This is a genomic window from Streptomyces sp. NPDC006384 (genome assembly GCF_042870695.1).
Lineage (GTDB): Bacteria > Actinomycetota > Actinomycetes > Streptomycetales > Streptomycetaceae > Streptomyces.
Genome location: NZ_JBIAHR010000003.1, coordinates 163364 through 178908, shown reverse-complemented (window position 1 = coordinate 178908; position 15545 = coordinate 163364). Strand labels below are relative to the sequence as shown.

Genomic DNA, 15545 nt, shown 5'->3' with positions numbered 1-15545 from the left:
TAAGTCGTACCATCGGTAACTTTCCCCCGCCCGCCCCCTACCCATCGGTACGGAGCTGTCCTACGCTCCCACCGTGCCAGTGTTCACTGGCAGGGTTCTAGGCGACGCGTGGAGGCTTCTTCGATGGCCGAGCACGAGCAGGTTCGAGAACACGTGCGGGTGGCGGTGGTCGGGTCCGGCTTCGGCGGGCTGGGCGCCGCGGTGCGGCTGCGGCGCGAGGGGATCACCGACTTCGTCGTCCTGGAGCGGGCGGGGAGCGTCGGGGGGACCTGGCGCGACAACAGCTACCCCGGGTGCGCCTGCGACGTGCCGTCCCACCTGTACTCCTTCTCCTTCGCGCCCAATCCGGACTGGCCCCGCACCTTCTCCGGACAGGAGCACATCCGGGCCTACCTGGAGCACGTGACCGACACCTTCGGGCTGCGCCCCCACATCCGCTTCGACTCGGAGGTGAAGCGGATGACGTGGGACGGCGGGCAACTGCGGTGGGAGATCGAGACGGTGGGCGGGAATCTCACCGCCGACGTCGTCGTCTCCGCGACCGGGCCGCTGTCCGACCCGAAGGTGCCGGACATCCCGGGGCTGGACTCCTTCCCCGGCAAGGTCTTCCACTCCGCCCGCTGGGACCACGGGTACGACCTCACCGGCAAGCGCGTCGCCGTGATCGGCACCGGTGCCTCCGCCATCCAGATCGTGCCGTCGATCCAGCCGAAGGCCGGCCGCCTCACCCTCTTCCAGCGCACCCCGGCCTGGGTGATGCCCCGCATGGACCGGGCGATCAGCGGCGCCGAACGCGCCCTGCACCGGGCGCTGCCCGTCACCACCAGGCTGCGCCGCGGGCTGCTGTGGGGCATCCGGGAACTCCAGGTGCAGGCCTTCACCAAGCACCCGGACGAACTGGGCTTCGTCGAGCAGATCGCCAGGCGCAACATGACGTCGGCCATCAAGGACCCGGCCCTGCGCGCCAAGCTCACCCCCGACTACCGCATCGGCTGCAAGCGGATCCTGCTGTCGAGCGAGTACTACCCGGCGCTCGCCCGGCCGAACGTGGACGTCGTCGCGAGCGGGCTCGGCGAGGTGCGCGGCTCCACCCTCGTCGCCGCCGACGGCACCGAGGCCGAGGCCGACGTGATCGTCTTCGGCACCGGTTTCCACGTCACCGACATGCCCATCGCCGAACGGGTCGTGGGCGCCGACGGGCGGACCCTCGCGGAGTCCTGGAAGGGCGGCATGGAGGCCCTGCGGGGCGCCTCGGCGGCCGGCTTCCCCAACTTCATGACGGTCATCGGGCCCAACACCGGCCTCGGGAACTCCTCGATGATCCTCATGATCGAGTCCCAGCTGAACTATCTGGCCGACTATCTGCGCCAGTTGGACGTCCTCGGCGGCAGGGTCGCCCTGGACGCCCGGCCCGCCGCGGTGCGGGCCTGGAACGACCGGGTGCAGGAGCGCATGAAGCGCACCGTGTGGAACACCGGCGGCTGCACCAGCTGGTACCTGGACGCCCAGGGCCGCAACACCACCGTCTGGCCCGGCACGACCGCCGAGTTCCGGCGGGCGACGCGGCGGGTGGACCTCGCCGAGTACGAGGTGCTGCGCGCGCCCGCGGTCCGCGAGGTCCCGGCCGGCCGGGGCGCGGAGGCCGGCGCGTGAGCCGTCCCGGTCACGCCCCCGTACCCGCGATGTCCCCCATGTCCGCCGCGTCCGTGAGGGCGCACGCCGTACACGTCGAGGAGAACGCATGAGCAGGGTGAGCCTGGAAGGACGGGTCGCCGTCGTCACCGGGGCGGCGCGGGGCGTCGGGGAGCTGCTGGCCCGCAAGCTGTCCGCGCGCGGCGTGAAGGTGGCGCTGGTGGGGCTGGAGCCGGACGGGCTGAAGCAGGTCGCGGCCCGGCTGCACACCGACAGCGAGGTCTGGCACGCCGACGTCACCGACCACGAGGCGATGGCCCGGGTCGCCGGCGAGGTCGAGGAGCGGTTCGGCAGGGTCGACATCGTCGTCGCCAACGCCGGTGTCGCCACCGGCGGACCGTTCGCCGACTCCGACCCGGTCTCCTGGCGGCGGGTCATCGAGGTCAACCTGATCGGCTCGGCGGTGACGGCCCGCGTCTTCCTGCCGGCGCTGATGCGCCACCGCGGCTACCTGCTCCAGATAGCGTCCCTGGCCGCGATCACGCCCGCGCCGATGATGACCGCATACTGCGCCTCCAAGTCGGGCGTGGAGGCGTACGCGCACAGTCTGCGCGCCGAGGTCGGCCACCGGGGGGTGAAGGTCGGCGTCGGCTATCTGTCCTGGACCGACACGGACATGGTGCGCGGCGCCGACCAGGACGACGTCATGCGGGAGTTGAGGCAGCGGCTGCCGTGGCCGTCGAACAAGACGTACCCGCTGGGTCCGGCCGTGGACCGGCTGGTGGAGGGCATCGAGCGCCGGGCGGGCCACGTGTACGGGCAGTGGTGGCTGCGCGGCATGCAGGGGGTGCGCGGGTACCTGCCGGGCCTCATCGGCACCGTCGGCCGACGGGAGGTGCGGCGCTTCGCGGACCGGCTGGACGGCATGCGTACGGGCCTGGTCGGCGCGGGCGGAGCCGCCGACGAACAGCACCGGACGACGGTCGCCACGGAGCGTCACTGATCGACATGCGCAGGGTCACCGCCCGTGTGAATCTGATCGGGCCCGGCCGATCCGGCCGGCCCGAAACACCACAGGAGTGAACCCACATGGGTATCAAGGACCAGTTCCAGGACAAGGCCGAGCGCATGCAGCAGCAGGGCAAGCAGCGTGCCGAGCAGGGCAAGCAGCGCGCCGAGCAGGCCAAGGACCAGATGCAGGACCGCGACCGCCGCCGCGACGCCGACGAGTCGGACCCGGCCTCGCGCCGCCGCGACGCCGACGAGCGCTTCGAGAGCAGCTACGACGCCTGACGCGTCGCCGCCGCACCGGGAAGGCGCCCTCCGTACGACGGAGGGCGCCTTCTGCGTGCGCCGGTACCCGTGCCGGCGCGGGGCGTCACGCCCGCGGTGGCAGGGGCGGCCGGGAGCGGTCCGGTACGTCGTCGTAACCGGGCGGTGTCGCCGGCGGTTCGGTCTCCAGCAGTTCGAGCGCGAGCCGTACGGCCTCGTCCAGTACGGGGTAGCGGCCCTCGGCCCAGTCCAGCGGGGTGCGCAGCACCTCCACGTCGGGGTCGACGCCGTGGTTCTCCACGGACCAGCCGTACGCGTCGAACCAGGCCGCGTTCATCGGCACCGTGATCACCGTGCCGTCGCCCAGGCGGTGCCGGCCGGTCATGCCGACCACTCCGCCCCAGGTGCGCTGGCCGACCACCGGACCGAGCCTCAGCAGCTTGAAGGCGGCGGTGATCATGTCGCCGTCGGAGGAGGTCGCCTCGTCCGCGAGCGCCACCACCGGGCCGCGCGGCGCGTTGGAGGTGTACGACACCGGCTGCGCGTCGCGGGTCAGGTCCCAGCCGAGGATGGTGCGCGTCAGCTGCTCGATGACCAGTTCGCTGATGTGCCCGCCCGCGTTGCCGCGCACGTCCACGATCAGCGCGGGCCGTGACACCTCCATGCGCAGGTCGCGGTTGAACTGGGCCCAGCCGGAGCCGCCCATGTCGGGGATGTGCAGGTAGCCGCAGCGTCCGCCGCTCAACCGCCGAACCACCTCGCGGCGTTTGGTCACCCAGTCCTGGTAGCGCAGCGGCCGCTCGTCGGCCAGGGGGACGACGGCGACCCGGCGGGCGGGGCCGCCCTGCCCGCCCTCGGCCGGGTCAGGAGGGCCCGAAGGGCCTTCCGCGGAAGGGGGGTGGTGGGCGACGGGCTGGGAGAAGGTGAGTTCCACGGTCGTGCCGCCCGCGCCGGCCAGCAGCGGAGCGGGACCCGCCACCGGGTCGACCGGGCGGCCGTCGACGTGGGTCAGGGCGGCGCCCTCGCGGATGCCCGTGCCGGCCAGCGGGGAACGGGCCTTGGAGTCGGAGGAGTCGCCGGGCAGGATCCGCCTGACGATCCAGCGGCCGTCCCGGCACACGAGGTTGGCGCCGAGCAGTCCCTGCCGGCGCTGGTAGTGCGCCGGTCCCTCGTCGCGGCGGGCGGCGGCGACATAGGCGTGCGAGGTGCCCAGTTCGCCGAGGACCTCGCGCAGCAGATCGGCGAACTCGTCGGGGGAGGCGACCCGTTCGACCAGCGGGCGGTACTGGTCCAGCACCGCGTCCCAGTCGATGCCGCACATGCCGGGGTCCCAGAAGTAGGCGCGGATCAGGCGGCCCGCCTCGTCGTACGCCTGGCGCCACTCGGCGCCCGGATCGACGACGTGCAGGATGCGCCGCAGGTCGATCCAGGTCGTCGAGTCCCCGTCGCCCGGCTCGGTCGCCGGTACGGCGCGCAGGTCGCCCTCGTCGAGCACGACCAGCCGGGTGCCGTCGCCGCTGACCTGGAACCCGTCGAGGTGACCGACCAGTTCGGTCCGCTTCGCCTTGGCGAGGTTGAAGTGCTCCAGGGTGGGGCGTTCGCTCGGGTCGTCCGGATTGGCGAAGGTCTCGCCGAGGGCGCCCGAGATCGGCCAGCGCAGCCAGACCAGGCCGCCGCCCGCCACGGGGCGCAGCGCCGAGTACTTGGAGGCGGCCACCGGGAACGGCGTCACCCTCGCCTCCAGTCCCTCCGCCTCCACGGTGACCGGGGCGCCCTCGCCCGGCTCGTCCTCCAGCGGGTCCAGACCGCCGGCGGCCGGCCGGCCCTCCGGGTTCAGCGCGAAGGGGGAGGGGGTCGCGGAGGAGAGGGGCACCAGGTACGGGCGGCAGCCGAGCGGGAAGGACAGGTCGCCGGTGTGCACGTCGTACACCGGGTCGAAGCCGCGCCAGGACAGGAAGGCGAGATAGCGGCCGTCGCTGGTGAACACCGGGTTCTCGTCCTCGAAGCGGCCGTTGGTGACGTCGACGACGACCGGGGCGTCCGTGCCGCCGATGCGGGCCAGCTTGATCTGCCGCAGCGTCCGCCCGATCCCCGGGTGGGACCAGGTGAGCCAGGCCCCGTCCGGGGAGAAGGCGAGGTCGCGCACGGGGCCGTTGTCGGAGCGGACCAGCTCGGTGACGCCGCCGTCGGCCGCGTCGGGGGCCGGCTCCACCGGTCCCGCCGTCTCCGCCGTGGCCCCGGCGGCGGGCGGCCCGTCGGAGGCGCCGGCGGCCGGATCCGGCGTCCCGGCGATCTCCGCGTCCCCCTCCGGGACGTCGAGCAGCAGCAGCCGGCCGTCGTGGGAGGCGACGGCGAGGCGCTCGCCCGCCGGGTCCGAGACCATCTCCAGCACCCGGCCGAGCCGCCCCGGGGCCAGCCGCCGGGGCGCCCGGCTCCCGGTCGCCCGCGGCAGGTGGGCGATCTCGACGGCGTCCTCGCCGTCCGCGTCCGTCACGTACGCGATCCGTCCGCTCGCCCCGAGCATCTCCGGCAGCCGGACCCGCACCCCCGGGGTGTCGGCGATGGTGCGGGCCGGGCCGTCGCGGTGGGTGAGCCAGTACAGGCCGGAGCGGACGACGACGGCGCTCGCCCGGCCCGTCTCGTCGACGGAGACGCCGCCGACGTGCTGCGCGGCCGGCACCTGGTACGTACGCCGTCCCGCGCGCGGCCCGCTCAGCCGGACGTCGAGGCGGCGCGGCACCGAGCCGGGCGACAGGTCGTCGACGATCCACAGGTCGCCCGCGCACTGGTACACCACGCGCGTGCCGTCGCTGGAGGCGTGGCGGGCGTAGAAGGCGTCGTGGTCGGTGTGGCGGCGCAGGTCGGAGCCGTCGTGGGCGCACGAGTAGAGGTTGCCGACGCCCTCGTGGTCGGAGAGGAACGCGATCCGGCCGCCGGCGAACACGGGGGAGTGCAGATGGCCGTCCAGGTCCTCGAGCAGGCGCCGGCCGTGCAGCCAGAGCCGGCCCGTGGCGCCGCCCCGGTAGCGCTTCCAGGCGGCGGGCTCGTGCGGCGGGGTGCCGGTGAGCAGGAGCGTTCGGCGCTCGCCGTCCAGGTCGGCCACCTGGATGTCGGTGACCGGGCCCCAGGGCAGTTTGCGGCCGGGGTCGCCGTCGAGGGAGATCTTGTGCGCCCAGGTCAGATGGGAGAAGGGTTCGCCGTGGGAGGCGACGGCGAGGATCGCGCCCCCGCCGCCGCCGGGCTCGGGGGGCGACCAGCCGCAGACCCGGGTGTCGAAGCCGCCCCAGTGCGTGAGCTGCCGTGCGGGGCCGCCGTCCACCGGCACCAGGTGGACCTCCGGCACCAGGGTGCGCCAGCTGGTGTACGCGATGTGGCGGCCGTCGGGCGAGAAGCGGGGGTGGCCGGCCTTGGTGCGGTCGACGGTGAGCCGCCAGGCGCGGCCCGGGCCGTCGAGGTCGGCGAGCCAGAGGTCGTCCTCGGCCACGAAGCACAGCCGGTCGCCGCTGAGGTGGGGAAGGCGCAGATAACTCACCTCTCCCATGCTTTGCCGCGGTCGGGACACCGGCAACTCGTCCGGCCGCTTACGTGGACCCGACAACCGTGACCCACGACACGAACGAAACCGTTTCGTTTCGCTAGTGGGCCGGGGTAGATTGCTCACATACGAAACGGTGCCGTTCCGGCACTCGGAACGGCACGGCACGGAACGGAGAGGGGGAGCGAGATGACCGGGGCCGCCACCGCGCGCCGCAGTCGGATCACCCCCGAGCGCGAGGCCGAGCTGTACGGCGCCGTGCTCGACCTGCTCCGGGAAGTCGGCTACGACGCCCTCACCATGGACGCCGTGGCCGCCCGCACCCGGTCCAGCAAGGCGACGCTCTACCGACAGTGGGGCGGCAAGCCCGAGCTGGTCGTCAAGGCCATGCGGCACGGCAAGCCCGGCGAGGTCGGCGAGATCGACACCGGCACCCTCCGCGGCGACCTGCACGCCCTGATGGCCCGCGAGGACGACTGCACCATGGAACAGAACTCCGCGCTGATGCGGGGCGTGGCCATGGCGCTCCACCAGAACCCGGATCTGCGCCAGGCGTTCCGGGAACAGCTCATCGAACCGGAGATGGCGGAGTTCCGCCGGCTGCTGCAACGCGCGGTCGACCGGGGCGAGGTCAGCGCGGACCGTCCCGCACTGGACTTCCTCGTCCCCATGCTGGTCGGCGCCTTCGCGACCCGCACGCTGCTCGAGGACCAGCCGCCCACCCGGGCGTTCCTCATCTCGTACATCGACGCCGTGATCCTCCCCGCCCTCGGCGTCCCCACCTCCTGACACGTCCCCGCAGACCGAGCCCACCTGACGCCTCCGCTCACGTCGTCGGGCCGACCACACCTGCCCTGAAGACTCACGACCTGACCGGGAGTACGCCCTCGTGGCCACGTTCCTCTACAAACTCGGCCGGCTCGCCTTCCGGCGACGGCACTTCGCCGCCCTGATATGGGTGGCGCTGCTGACCCTCGCCGGCGTCGGCGCGGCCAGCGCCCCGCCCGCCGGCAACGCGTCCTTCTCCATCCCCGGCACCGAGGCCCAGAAGGCCTTCGACCTGCTCGAACAGCGCTTCCCGGGCCAGAGCGCCGACGGAGCGACCGCACGCGTCGTCTTCAAGGCACCGGCCGGACAGAAGATGACGGACGCCGGCAACAAGGCGGCCGTCGAGAAGACCGTCCACACGCTGGCGGACGGCTCCGAGGTCGCCTCCGTCGCCGACCCCTACCAGGCCGGCGCCGTCAGCAAGGACGGCACGATCGCCTACGCCTCGGTGTCGTACGACGTCTCCGGCATGGAGCTGGAGGAGTCCACCAAGGAGGCCCTCGAGGACGCCGCGCAGCAGGCGCGCGACGCCGGGCTGACCGTCGAGATCGGCGGTGACGCGCTCCAGGCGGTCCCGGAGACCGGCACGACGGAGATCATCGGCATCGCGGTCGCCGCCGTCGTCCTCGTCATCACCTTCGGCTCGCTGATCGCCGCCGGGCTGCCGCTGCTCACCGCCCTGATCGGCGTCGGCATCGGCGTCTCCTCGATCACCGCGCTGGCCGGTGTGCTGGACCTGGGCTCCACCACCTCCACCCTGGCGATGATGATCGGCCTCGCGGTCGGCATCGACTACGCCCTGTTCATCGTCTCCCGCTACCGCGCGGAACTCGCCGAGGGCCGCGAACGCGAGGAGGCGGCCGGCCGGGCCGTCGGCACCGCGGGCTCCGCCGTGGTCTTCGCCGGCCTCACCGTGGTCATCGCGCTCGTCGGCCTCGCGGTCGTCAACATCCCGATGCTGACCAAGATGGGCATCGCCGCCGCCGGCACGGTCGCCATCGCGGTCCTCATCGCCCTCACGATGATCCCCGCGCTGCTCGGCTACGCGGGCCGCCGGGTCAAGCCGGCCGGCGAGAAGAGCAGGCTGCTGGGCGGCGCCCGCGCCGCGGACAGGGCGAAGGCCGGCCGGCCCAACCTGGGCACCCGCTGGGCGCGCTTCGTCGTCCGCCGTCCCGTCGCCGTCCTCCTGCTCGGCGTCGTCGGCCTCGGCGCCGCCGCGGTCCCCGCGGCCTCCCTCGAACTGGGCCTGCCCGACGACGGCTCCCAGCCCACGTCCACGACCCAGCGCCGGGCGTACGACCTGCTGTCGGAGGGCTTCGGCGCCGGCTTCAACGGCCCGCTGCTGGTCGTCGTGGACGCGAAGGGCAGCGACGCCCCCAAGGACGCGTTCACCGCCGTCTCCGACGGGATCAAGGGCCTGGACGGCGTCGTGGCGGTCACCCCGCCCGCGCCCAACAAGGCCGGCGACACCGCGACGATCACCGTGATCCCGGACTCCAAGCCGTCCTCCGTGCAGACCGAGGACCTGGTGCACGCCATCCGCGGCGCGGGTGACGGCATCCGGGCCGACACCGGCGCGGAGACCCTGGTCACCGGCGCGACGGCGATGAACACCGACGTCAGCCAGAAGCTCAACGACGCGCTGCTGCCCTACCTGGTCCTGGTGGTCGGCCTGGCCTTCCTCCTGCTGATCGTGGTCTTCCGCTCGGTCCTGGTCCCGCTGAAGGCGGCCCTCGGCTTCCTGCTCTCCGTCCTGGCGGCGCTCGGCGCGGTCGTCGCGGTCTTCCAGTGGGGCTGGCTGGCCGGCCTGATGGGCGTCGAGGAGACCGGCCCGGTCATGTCGATGATGCCGATCTTCATGGTCGGCGTGGTCTTCGGCCTGGCGATGGACTACGAGGTCTTCCTGGTCACCCGCATGCGGGAGGCGTACGTCCACGGCGAGCAGCCGAGCGAGGCGGTCGTCACCGGCTTCCGGCACGGCGCGCGGGTGGTGACGGCCGCGGCGGTCATCATGATGGCGGTCTTCGCGGGCTTCATCGGCTCCAGCGAGTCCATGGTCAAGATGATCGGCTTCGGCCTGGCGATCGCCGTCTTCTTCGACGCGTTCGTCGTCCGCATGGCCATCGTCCCGGCCGTCCTCGCCCTGCTCGGCAGGAAGGCCTGGTGGCTGCCGAGGTGGCTGGACCGCGCCCTGCCCAACGTGGACGTCGAGGGCGAGGGCCTGCGCACCGCCGCCGACCGCGGGCACACCGACCCCGACGAGGACCGGGTGCCGGCCCGCGTCTGACCCACCGCACCCGGCGGACCGGCCGGTGAGGACCCCGTGGGAACGGGGTCCTCACCGGCCGCGGTCACGTGCGCCGCCGGGGCGGCGCACCGGTCCCGCACGCGGGGCCGTGCGCGCGGCGGCGACGAGGCGCACCCTGGAGACAGGTGGTGTTCCGGAGGTGATCGTCATGATGCACACCGCTGTGGGATGGCACGTCGAGCTGGAGTTCATGGAGGACGAGCAGCACACACGCGCGGTCGCGATGGTGCGGCTGCCCGACGGCTCGGAGGTACGGGCGCACGGCCACGCCAGCCGTCACCGGGCGGACCCCCTGCAGCCGAGAGTCGGTGAGGAGGTCGCCGGCGCGCGGGCGCTGAACGAGCTCGCGATGCGGCTGCTGACCAAGGCGCACGACGAGATCGACGAGGCGTCGGGGAGGACCTCCCACCCGATCCACGTCTGAACGGGCCGCACGGGACCCGGCGTCCTCCCGGCGCCGGGTCTCAGCCCGCGTCGAGCGACGCCCGCACCGCCCGCACCAGGGCCTGGGCCCGCGGATCGGCCGTCACGCTCCGGCGGAAGCCGTTGGTGACGTAGCCGAAGGCGATCCCCGTCTCCGGGTCGGCGAAGCCGAGGGAGCCGCCGCGGCCGGGATGCCCGAAGGAGCCGGGGGACAGGAACGGCGACGCGCTGCCGTGCAGCATGTAGCCGAGGCCGAAGCGGGTGCCGACCACGAGCACCCGGTCCGGACCCGCCGACTCCTGCGCACGGGCCCGTTCCACCGTCGCCGCGTCGAACAGCCGTACGCGGCCCGTCGGGCCGTCCACCTCGCCGATCAGCGCCGCGTAGAAACGGGCCAGCGCGTCGGCCGTGGCGAAGCCGTTGGCCGCCGGGAACGCCGACGCCCGGAACGCCGGGTCGTTCTGGTCGGGGAACGGCGTGATCGCGGCGAAGGCGCGGCGGGTGAGCGAGTCCGGGTCCTGGTACGCCTCGGTGACCGCGCGCCTGGGGCGTATCCGCGGCCCGCCGGAGGGCTCCGGTTCCTCGAGGCGGCCGACCCGGCCGGCGCGGCCCGAGGCCTCCTCCCCGGCGGGCAGGCCGAGCCACAGGTCCAGGCCCAGCGGGCCGGCGATCTCGTCGGCGATCCACTCGCCCGTGCCCCGCCCGCCCGTCACCTCGCGCACCAGTCCGTCGAGCAGCCAGCCGTAGGTCAGCGCGTGGTAGCCGTGGTCGGTGCCCGGCTCCCAGACGGGTGCCTGGGCGGCGACGGCCTCGGGGCCCCGCAGCGGGTCGAGGGCCTCCTCGGGGGTGAGCGGACGGTCCAGCACCGGCAGCCCGGCCCGGTGGTTCAGCAGGTGCCGGACCAGCACCCGCTCCTTGCCCTGCGCCTTGAACTCCGGCCAGTACTCGCCCATCGGCGCGTCCAGGTCCAGCTCCCCGCGCCGGTGCAGCAGCAGCGGCACGGCGGCGGCGACGCCCTTCGTCGCCGAGCGCACGACCTGGGCGGTGCCCCGGCGCCACGGCTCGGTGCCGTCGACGTCGCGCGTGCCGGCCCACAGGTCGACGACCTTGCGCCCGTCCCGGTAGACGGCGACCGCCGCGCCCCGGTCCCCGAGCGCCGTGAAGTTCCGGGCGAACGCGTCCCTGACCGGCTCGAAACCCCCGGCCACCGTGCCGTGCACATCCCTGTCCGCGTCCACTGCCCCACGTTCCTTCCCGCTGCCCGGCCCGCCGCCCGATCGCCTGCGGCAGTGGGTGCAACAGCCGCCGGACGCCTGTGATTCCTCGGGTACGCGTCGTCACCGGCCACGGGTCGAAGCCGGAGGCGGTTCCGGGCGGGGGTCTCGTCGTCCCGTCGGCGGGACACCGGGAGCGGAGCGTGAGGGACCGCACATGCCGGAAATGTGTCGTTCCGAAAAAACAGGACATCCGGAGGAAGGCGGGTGCACGGCTCCCGCCCAGGTGGCACAGCGTGAAGGGCGGCCCGATGTCCGTAGTCGAGCAGTACGCGCGAGCCCACATCCTGACGGACGCGGACCGCCCGGACGAGGACGACGGCGGTGCCATACCGGTCGTCCTGCGCTACGACCCCGGCCGCGACCCCCGCTCGGTCTGCGTCGGCCTGCCGGGGCGGGGCCGCAGCGGCGCCCCGCGCGAGTGGCGGTTCGCCCGGGGTCTGCTGGAGCAGGGGCTGCGCGCGCCCGCCGGGAGCGGTGAGGTGCGGGTGTGGCCGTGCGGACGGGTGCAGACCGTCGTCGAGTTCCACTCCCCGCAGGGCTGCTCCGTGGTCCAGTTCGACTCCAAGACCCTCCTGCGCTTCCTGCGCCGCACCCACGCCGCGGCCGCGGAGCCGGTGGCGCACTGAGCGGTTCCTCCGGTTCCTCCGGTCCCGCCGGGGGCCTGAACGCCGCCCGCCTCAGCCGCCGGCCCCCAGCCCCCCGCCTCAGCCCAGCCTCAGCCGCCCGCCTTCAGCAGCGCCGCCACGAGGGGCCCCGCGGTGTCGCCGCCGTGGCCGCCCTGCTGGACGACGCCCGCCGCGGCCAGGTCGTCCCGGTACGCGGTGAACCAGCCGTTCGGCTTCTCCTGGCCGTCGACCTCCGCCGAGCCGGTCTTCGCGCCGACGTCACCGCTCACCCCGGCCATCGCCCGGGCCGCCGTGCCGGACGCGGCCGTGTAGGACATCAGCTCGCGCAGCTGCCCCAGCGTGGACGCGGACATCGTGCGCGGGGCCGTGGCCAGCCTGCGCCCGTCGACCGACGGGGAGACCAGGTACGGCTGGTGGAAGGTGCCCGTCCGCACGGTCGCCGCCACGGACGCCATGGTGAGCGGACTCATCCGCACCCCGCCCTGCCCGATGAGGGAGGCGGCCATCGGCGCCGCGCTCTGCACCGGCACCGAGCCGTCGAAGGTGGGCACGCCGACCGCCCAGTCGTTGCGGGAGAGACCGAAGACCTGCTGGGCCTGTCTGGTGAGGTCGTCGTCGGCCAGTTCGGGGGCCTGGCTGATGAAGGCGGTGTTGCAGGAGCGGGCGAAGCTCGCCCTGAACGTGCCGTCCGCGATCTCGAACTCGTCGTCGTTCTGGAACTTCCAGCCGCCGTAGCTGAAGTACTTCGGGCACGGGTGCGGCTCGTCGGCCGACGCCAGGCCCTTCTCGAGGAGCAGCGAGGCGCTGATGACCTTCATCGTCGAGCCGGGGGCCAGAGCGCCCTGGAAGGCGGTGTTGAAGCCGTGGCCGCCGTTGGCGACCGCGAGGATCTCGCCCGTCGAGGCGCGCAGCAGCACGACCGAGGCCCGCGGGCTGCCGGCCACCTGCCGTTCGGCGGCGGCCTGCAGACCCGGGTCCAGGGTGGTCCTCACGGTGCCCGGCGTGCCCTCGCTCAGCTCCAGCAGGGTCTTGTCGGACACCTTCGCCGCTCTGGACTCCTTGCCGCGGACCGCGCGCAGCTCGATGCCGGCCGTGCCGCCGGCCTTCTTGCCGTACTTCTCGCGCAGCCCGTCCAGGACGGTGCCGAGCGACGGGTACTTCGCGGCGGTGATCTCCCCGCCGTCCCGGTCCAGTGCCTTCACCGGCGGCGTCCCGGCCTCGCCGGTGACCAGCCGGTCCCCGTCCCTCAGCTCGGGATGGACGACGGCCGCGTGCCAGTCGACGCGCGGCTCGCCGTCACCGGCCCGGCGTACGACGGTCAGCGCGCTGTCGTACGCGAGCGCCCTGCCGACCGCCTCGTCCCGCTGCCCGGCGCCGTCCGCCGCCCCGCCCCGGTACACCACCGTCGCCTTGACGGAGAACGGGACCCGGGCGCCGGCCGGGGTGCCCGCGGTGAGCGTCGTGCCGGTGGCGCGGGCGTCCTTCGTCCAGCCGGTGAGCAGGGCCTTCGCGGCCTCGGCGTCGTCGGTGGCGGCAGCCGCGGCGGCGACGTCGCCCCGCTGCCACGCCGTGAGGAACCGCTGGGCCGTGGTGGTGACCTCGGCCGCCGTCAGCGGGCCGGTCCTCACCTTCCGCCCGGCCGCCGCGGAGGCCGTCCGTCCGCTCTCGTCGGCCACGGTCCCGCCGCCGTACAGCGCCCACGCGCCGACCCCCGCGCCGGCCACGGCCACCACGGCCACGCCGCCGACCAGGGCAGATGACGTCCTGCGCCGCCCGGCGGCGGCCCTTCTGCTGCCCACTGTGCCCCGTTCCTCCGTCGTGCCCGCGGTCCCCGGGCCGCCCGGTCGCCGCCCACTGCCGCGACGGCGACCAGCCTAGGACGTACGTGCCGGCCCGGCCCGCCTCAGCCGCCCGCCCGCAGGACGTCCGCCACGATCGGGCCGGCCGCGTCGCCGCCGTGGCCGGCTCCCTCGGCCATGGCCGCCGCGGCGACGTCGCCCCGGAAGCCGGTGAACCAGCTGTCGGACACGGACTGCCCGTCGACCTCCGACGATCCGGTCTTGGCACCGATGTCGCCGCTGAGCCCGGCCATGGCCTCACGGGCGGTGCCCTGGGTGGCGGTGATCCGCATCATCTGCTTCAGCTGCGCGGCGGTGGACCGCGGCAGTCCCTTGGCGGTGGCCAGCTGCCGGCCGTCCAGCTCGGGGGAGACCAGATACGGCTGGCGGAACTCGCCGGTGACGGCGGTCGCCGTCACCGACGCCATGTTCAGCGGGTTCATCTGGACCTGGCCCTGGCCGATGGCGTTCGCCGCCCGGTCGGGACCGCTGACGGCGGGGACGCGGCCGTCGAAGGAGACGATGCCGGTCTGCCAGTTGTCGCCCTTGAGCCCGAAGCGCTCCTCGGCCTCCTGTGTCAGGGAGGCGTCCGTGAGCGGTTCCTCGTCGATGAGCTTGATGAAACCGGTGTTGCAGGAGCGCATGAAGGTGTTCGCGAGCGTGGCGCTCAGGTCGGCCTTCATGCCGGTGAGGTTCTTGAAGGTCTGGCTCTGCCAGGTCGCCGTGTCCGGGCAGGGGGCGGGGCCGTTCATCGAGGTCACGCCGTTGTCGATGAGCATCGCCGCGGTGATGATCTTCATGGTGGAGCCGGGGGCGACCCGGCCCTCGAACGCCGCGTTGAAGCCGTCCGCGCGGTTGTTCGCCACGGCCAGCACTTCGCCGGTGCTCGGCTTGACGGCGACCACCGAGGACTCCTCGAACCTGCCGACCGCCCGCTCCGCCGCCGCCTGCACGTCCGCGCTGAGCGTGGTGCGCAGCTTGCCGGGCTCGCCCTCGGTGATCGTGAGCAGCGGGGTGTCGGGGGCCCCGGTGGCCTCGTGCCGGACCACCAGCTCGACGCCGGGCGTGCCGCCCGCCTTGTCGCCGTACTTCTCGCGCAGCTTGGCGAGAACCGGGCCGAGCGAGGGGTACTTCTCCTTCGTCAGCACGCTGCCCTCGCGGCCGACGGCCTGGATCTGCGGGGTGGCCGACTCCTCGGTGACCAGCGTGTCGCCGTCCTTCAGCCGCGGATGGACGACGGACGGCTTCCAGTCGACCAGCGCCCGCCCGGTGGTCCGCCCGCGCACCACGGTCAGCTCGCTGCGGTACGTCAGCGGCTCGGTCACGCCCTTGTGGGACACCTCGGCCTTCACCGTGAACGGCACGGTCATGCCGCTCACGCTCACCTGGCCGGGTGTGATCTCGACGCCGGTGATGCGGGCGTCCTCGGCGTAGGCCGTCAGCAGGGAGGCGGCGGCCGCGCTGTTGTCCGTGAGCTGCGCCGCCGTCGCCGCGTCGCCCTTCTCCCAGGCCGCGAAGAACTCCTCCGAGGTCTCCTTCACCTCGTCGGCGCTCGGCGGCCCGCTCCTCGGGGCCCCGGCGGACCCCGCGCCGCCGTCCCCGTCCAGCGCCGACACGACGTTGTAGGCGCCGTACCCGGCCCCGCCCACCATCACGGCGAGCGCGCCGCCTACGACGGCGACCTTGACCCCCCTGCCCATACGGCAAGTCCCCTCTTCGTCGGTCCCCCCTGCGCGTACTCGGACGCGTTCAGAAGTAGTTGCAGGGGCACTCTATGGGCCGGTGGAGGCCGAAGGTACGGACGTT

11 protein-coding genes are annotated in these 15545 nt (G+C 73.8%); 7 read left to right on the top strand and 4 right to left on the bottom strand.

Translation table 11 applies throughout. From position 1 onward, the window contains the following. The first annotated feature begins 123 nt into the window (after positions 1-123). The 3 genes from ACFYOJ_RS04940 (at position 124) to ACFYOJ_RS04930 (ending at position 2925) form a co-directional block, all read left to right on the top strand. Complete coding sequence (locus ACFYOJ_RS04940; protein WP_356554516.1) at positions 124-1653, top strand: NAD(P)/FAD-dependent oxidoreductase; 1530 nt, start codon at positions 124-126, stop codon at positions 1651-1653. Between the two features lie 88 nt (positions 1654-1741). Then, on the top strand, positions 1742-2635 hold the full coding sequence (locus tag ACFYOJ_RS04935; RefSeq protein ID WP_356554515.1) for an SDR family oxidoreductase: 894 nt from the start codon (positions 1742-1744) through the stop codon (positions 2633-2635). Positions 2636-2721: 86 nt separating this feature from the next. Further along, positions 2722-2925, top strand: coding sequence for a hypothetical protein (locus tag ACFYOJ_RS04930; protein ID WP_356554513.1), 204 nt, complete (start codon positions 2722-2724; stop codon positions 2923-2925). An 85-nt stretch (positions 2926-3010) separates the two neighbouring features. On the opposite strand, the gene ACFYOJ_RS04925 is transcribed toward ACFYOJ_RS04930, so the two are convergent. Next, a complete protein-coding gene (locus tag ACFYOJ_RS04925; protein WP_356554511.1) occupies positions 3011-6445 on the bottom strand; it encodes a S41 family peptidase in 3435 nt (1144 codons plus the stop codon). A gap of 183 nt (positions 6446-6628) precedes the next feature. Here ACFYOJ_RS04925 and ACFYOJ_RS04920 point away from each other — a divergent pair, with 183 nt between their 5' ends. From ACFYOJ_RS04920 to ACFYOJ_RS04910, 3 genes are all read left to right on the top strand, one after another. Next, the gene (locus ACFYOJ_RS04920; RefSeq protein WP_356554510.1) at positions 6629-7228 is read left to right on the top strand and encodes a TetR/AcrR family transcriptional regulator; all 600 of its coding nucleotides are present in this window, start codon (positions 6629-6631) and stop codon (positions 7226-7228) included. Positions 7229-7328: 100 nt separating this feature from the next. Further along, the gene (locus tag ACFYOJ_RS04915; RefSeq protein WP_356554509.1) at positions 7329-9554 is read left to right on the top strand and encodes an MMPL family transporter; all 2226 of its coding nucleotides are present in this window, start codon (positions 7329-7331) and stop codon (positions 9552-9554) included. A 169-nt stretch (positions 9555-9723) separates the two neighbouring features. After that, positions 9724-9999 (top strand): DUF1876 domain-containing protein, encoded by a 276-nt coding sequence (locus ACFYOJ_RS04910; RefSeq protein ID WP_356554508.1) that lies wholly within the window; start codon positions 9724-9726, stop codon positions 9997-9999. A gap of 40 nt (positions 10000-10039) precedes the next feature. Here the strand turns inward: ACFYOJ_RS04910 and ACFYOJ_RS04905 are convergent, their stop codons facing one another. After that, a complete protein-coding gene (locus ACFYOJ_RS04905) occupies positions 10040-11236 on the bottom strand; it encodes a serine hydrolase domain-containing protein (protein ID WP_356554506.1) in 1197 nt (398 codons plus the stop codon). Positions 11237-11523: 287 nt separating this feature from the next. Between ACFYOJ_RS04905 and ACFYOJ_RS04900 the strand changes: the two genes are divergently transcribed. Next, a complete protein-coding gene (locus ACFYOJ_RS04900) occupies positions 11524-11901 on the top strand; it encodes an SsgA family sporulation/cell division regulator (protein ID WP_356554504.1) in 378 nt (125 codons plus the stop codon). An 89-nt stretch (positions 11902-11990) separates the two neighbouring features. Here the strand turns inward: ACFYOJ_RS04900 and ACFYOJ_RS04895 are convergent, their stop codons facing one another. Together ACFYOJ_RS04895 and ACFYOJ_RS04890 are read right to left on the bottom strand one after the other, a co-directional pair. Next, entirely contained in the window at positions 11991-13700 is a 1710-nt protein-coding gene (locus ACFYOJ_RS04895; RefSeq protein ID WP_356554502.1) for a penicillin-binding transpeptidase domain-containing protein, read from the bottom strand. Between the two features lie 104 nt (positions 13701-13804). Continuing rightward, on the bottom strand, positions 13805-15439 hold the full coding sequence (locus tag ACFYOJ_RS04890) for a penicillin-binding transpeptidase domain-containing protein (RefSeq protein ID WP_356554500.1): 1635 nt from the start codon (positions 15437-15439) through the stop codon (positions 13805-13807). Between the last annotated feature and the right edge of the window lie 106 nt (positions 15440-15545).

What these genes read in the sequence shown, in the direction of transcription:
- ACFYOJ_RS04900 (WP_356554504.1), top strand. Translation starts at nt 11,524, where the DNA reads ATGTCCGTAGTCGAGCAGTACGCGCGAGCCCACATCCTGACGGACGCG.
- ACFYOJ_RS04910 (WP_356554508.1), top strand. Translation starts at nt 9,724, where the DNA reads ATGATGCACACCGCTGTGGGATGGCACGTCGAGCTGGAGTTCATGGAG.
- ACFYOJ_RS04940 (WP_356554516.1), top strand. Translation starts at nt 124, where the DNA reads ATGGCCGAGCACGAGCAGGTTCGAGAACACGTGCGGGTGGCGGTGGTC.
- ACFYOJ_RS04890 (WP_356554500.1), bottom strand. Translation starts at nt 15,439, where the DNA reads ATGGGCAGGGGGGTCAAGGTCGCCGTCGTAGGCGGCGCGCTCGCCGTG.
- ACFYOJ_RS04925 (WP_356554511.1), bottom strand. Translation starts at nt 6,445, where the DNA reads ATGGGAGAGGTGAGTTATCTGCGCCTTCCCCACCTCAGCGGCGACCGG.
- ACFYOJ_RS04930 (WP_356554513.1), top strand. Translation starts at nt 2,722, where the DNA reads ATGGGTATCAAGGACCAGTTCCAGGACAAGGCCGAGCGCATGCAGCAG.
- ACFYOJ_RS04935 (WP_356554515.1), top strand. Translation starts at nt 1,742, where the DNA reads ATGAGCAGGGTGAGCCTGGAAGGACGGGTCGCCGTCGTCACCGGGGCG.
- ACFYOJ_RS04920 (WP_356554510.1), top strand. Translation starts at nt 6,629, where the DNA reads ATGACCGGGGCCGCCACCGCGCGCCGCAGTCGGATCACCCCCGAGCGC.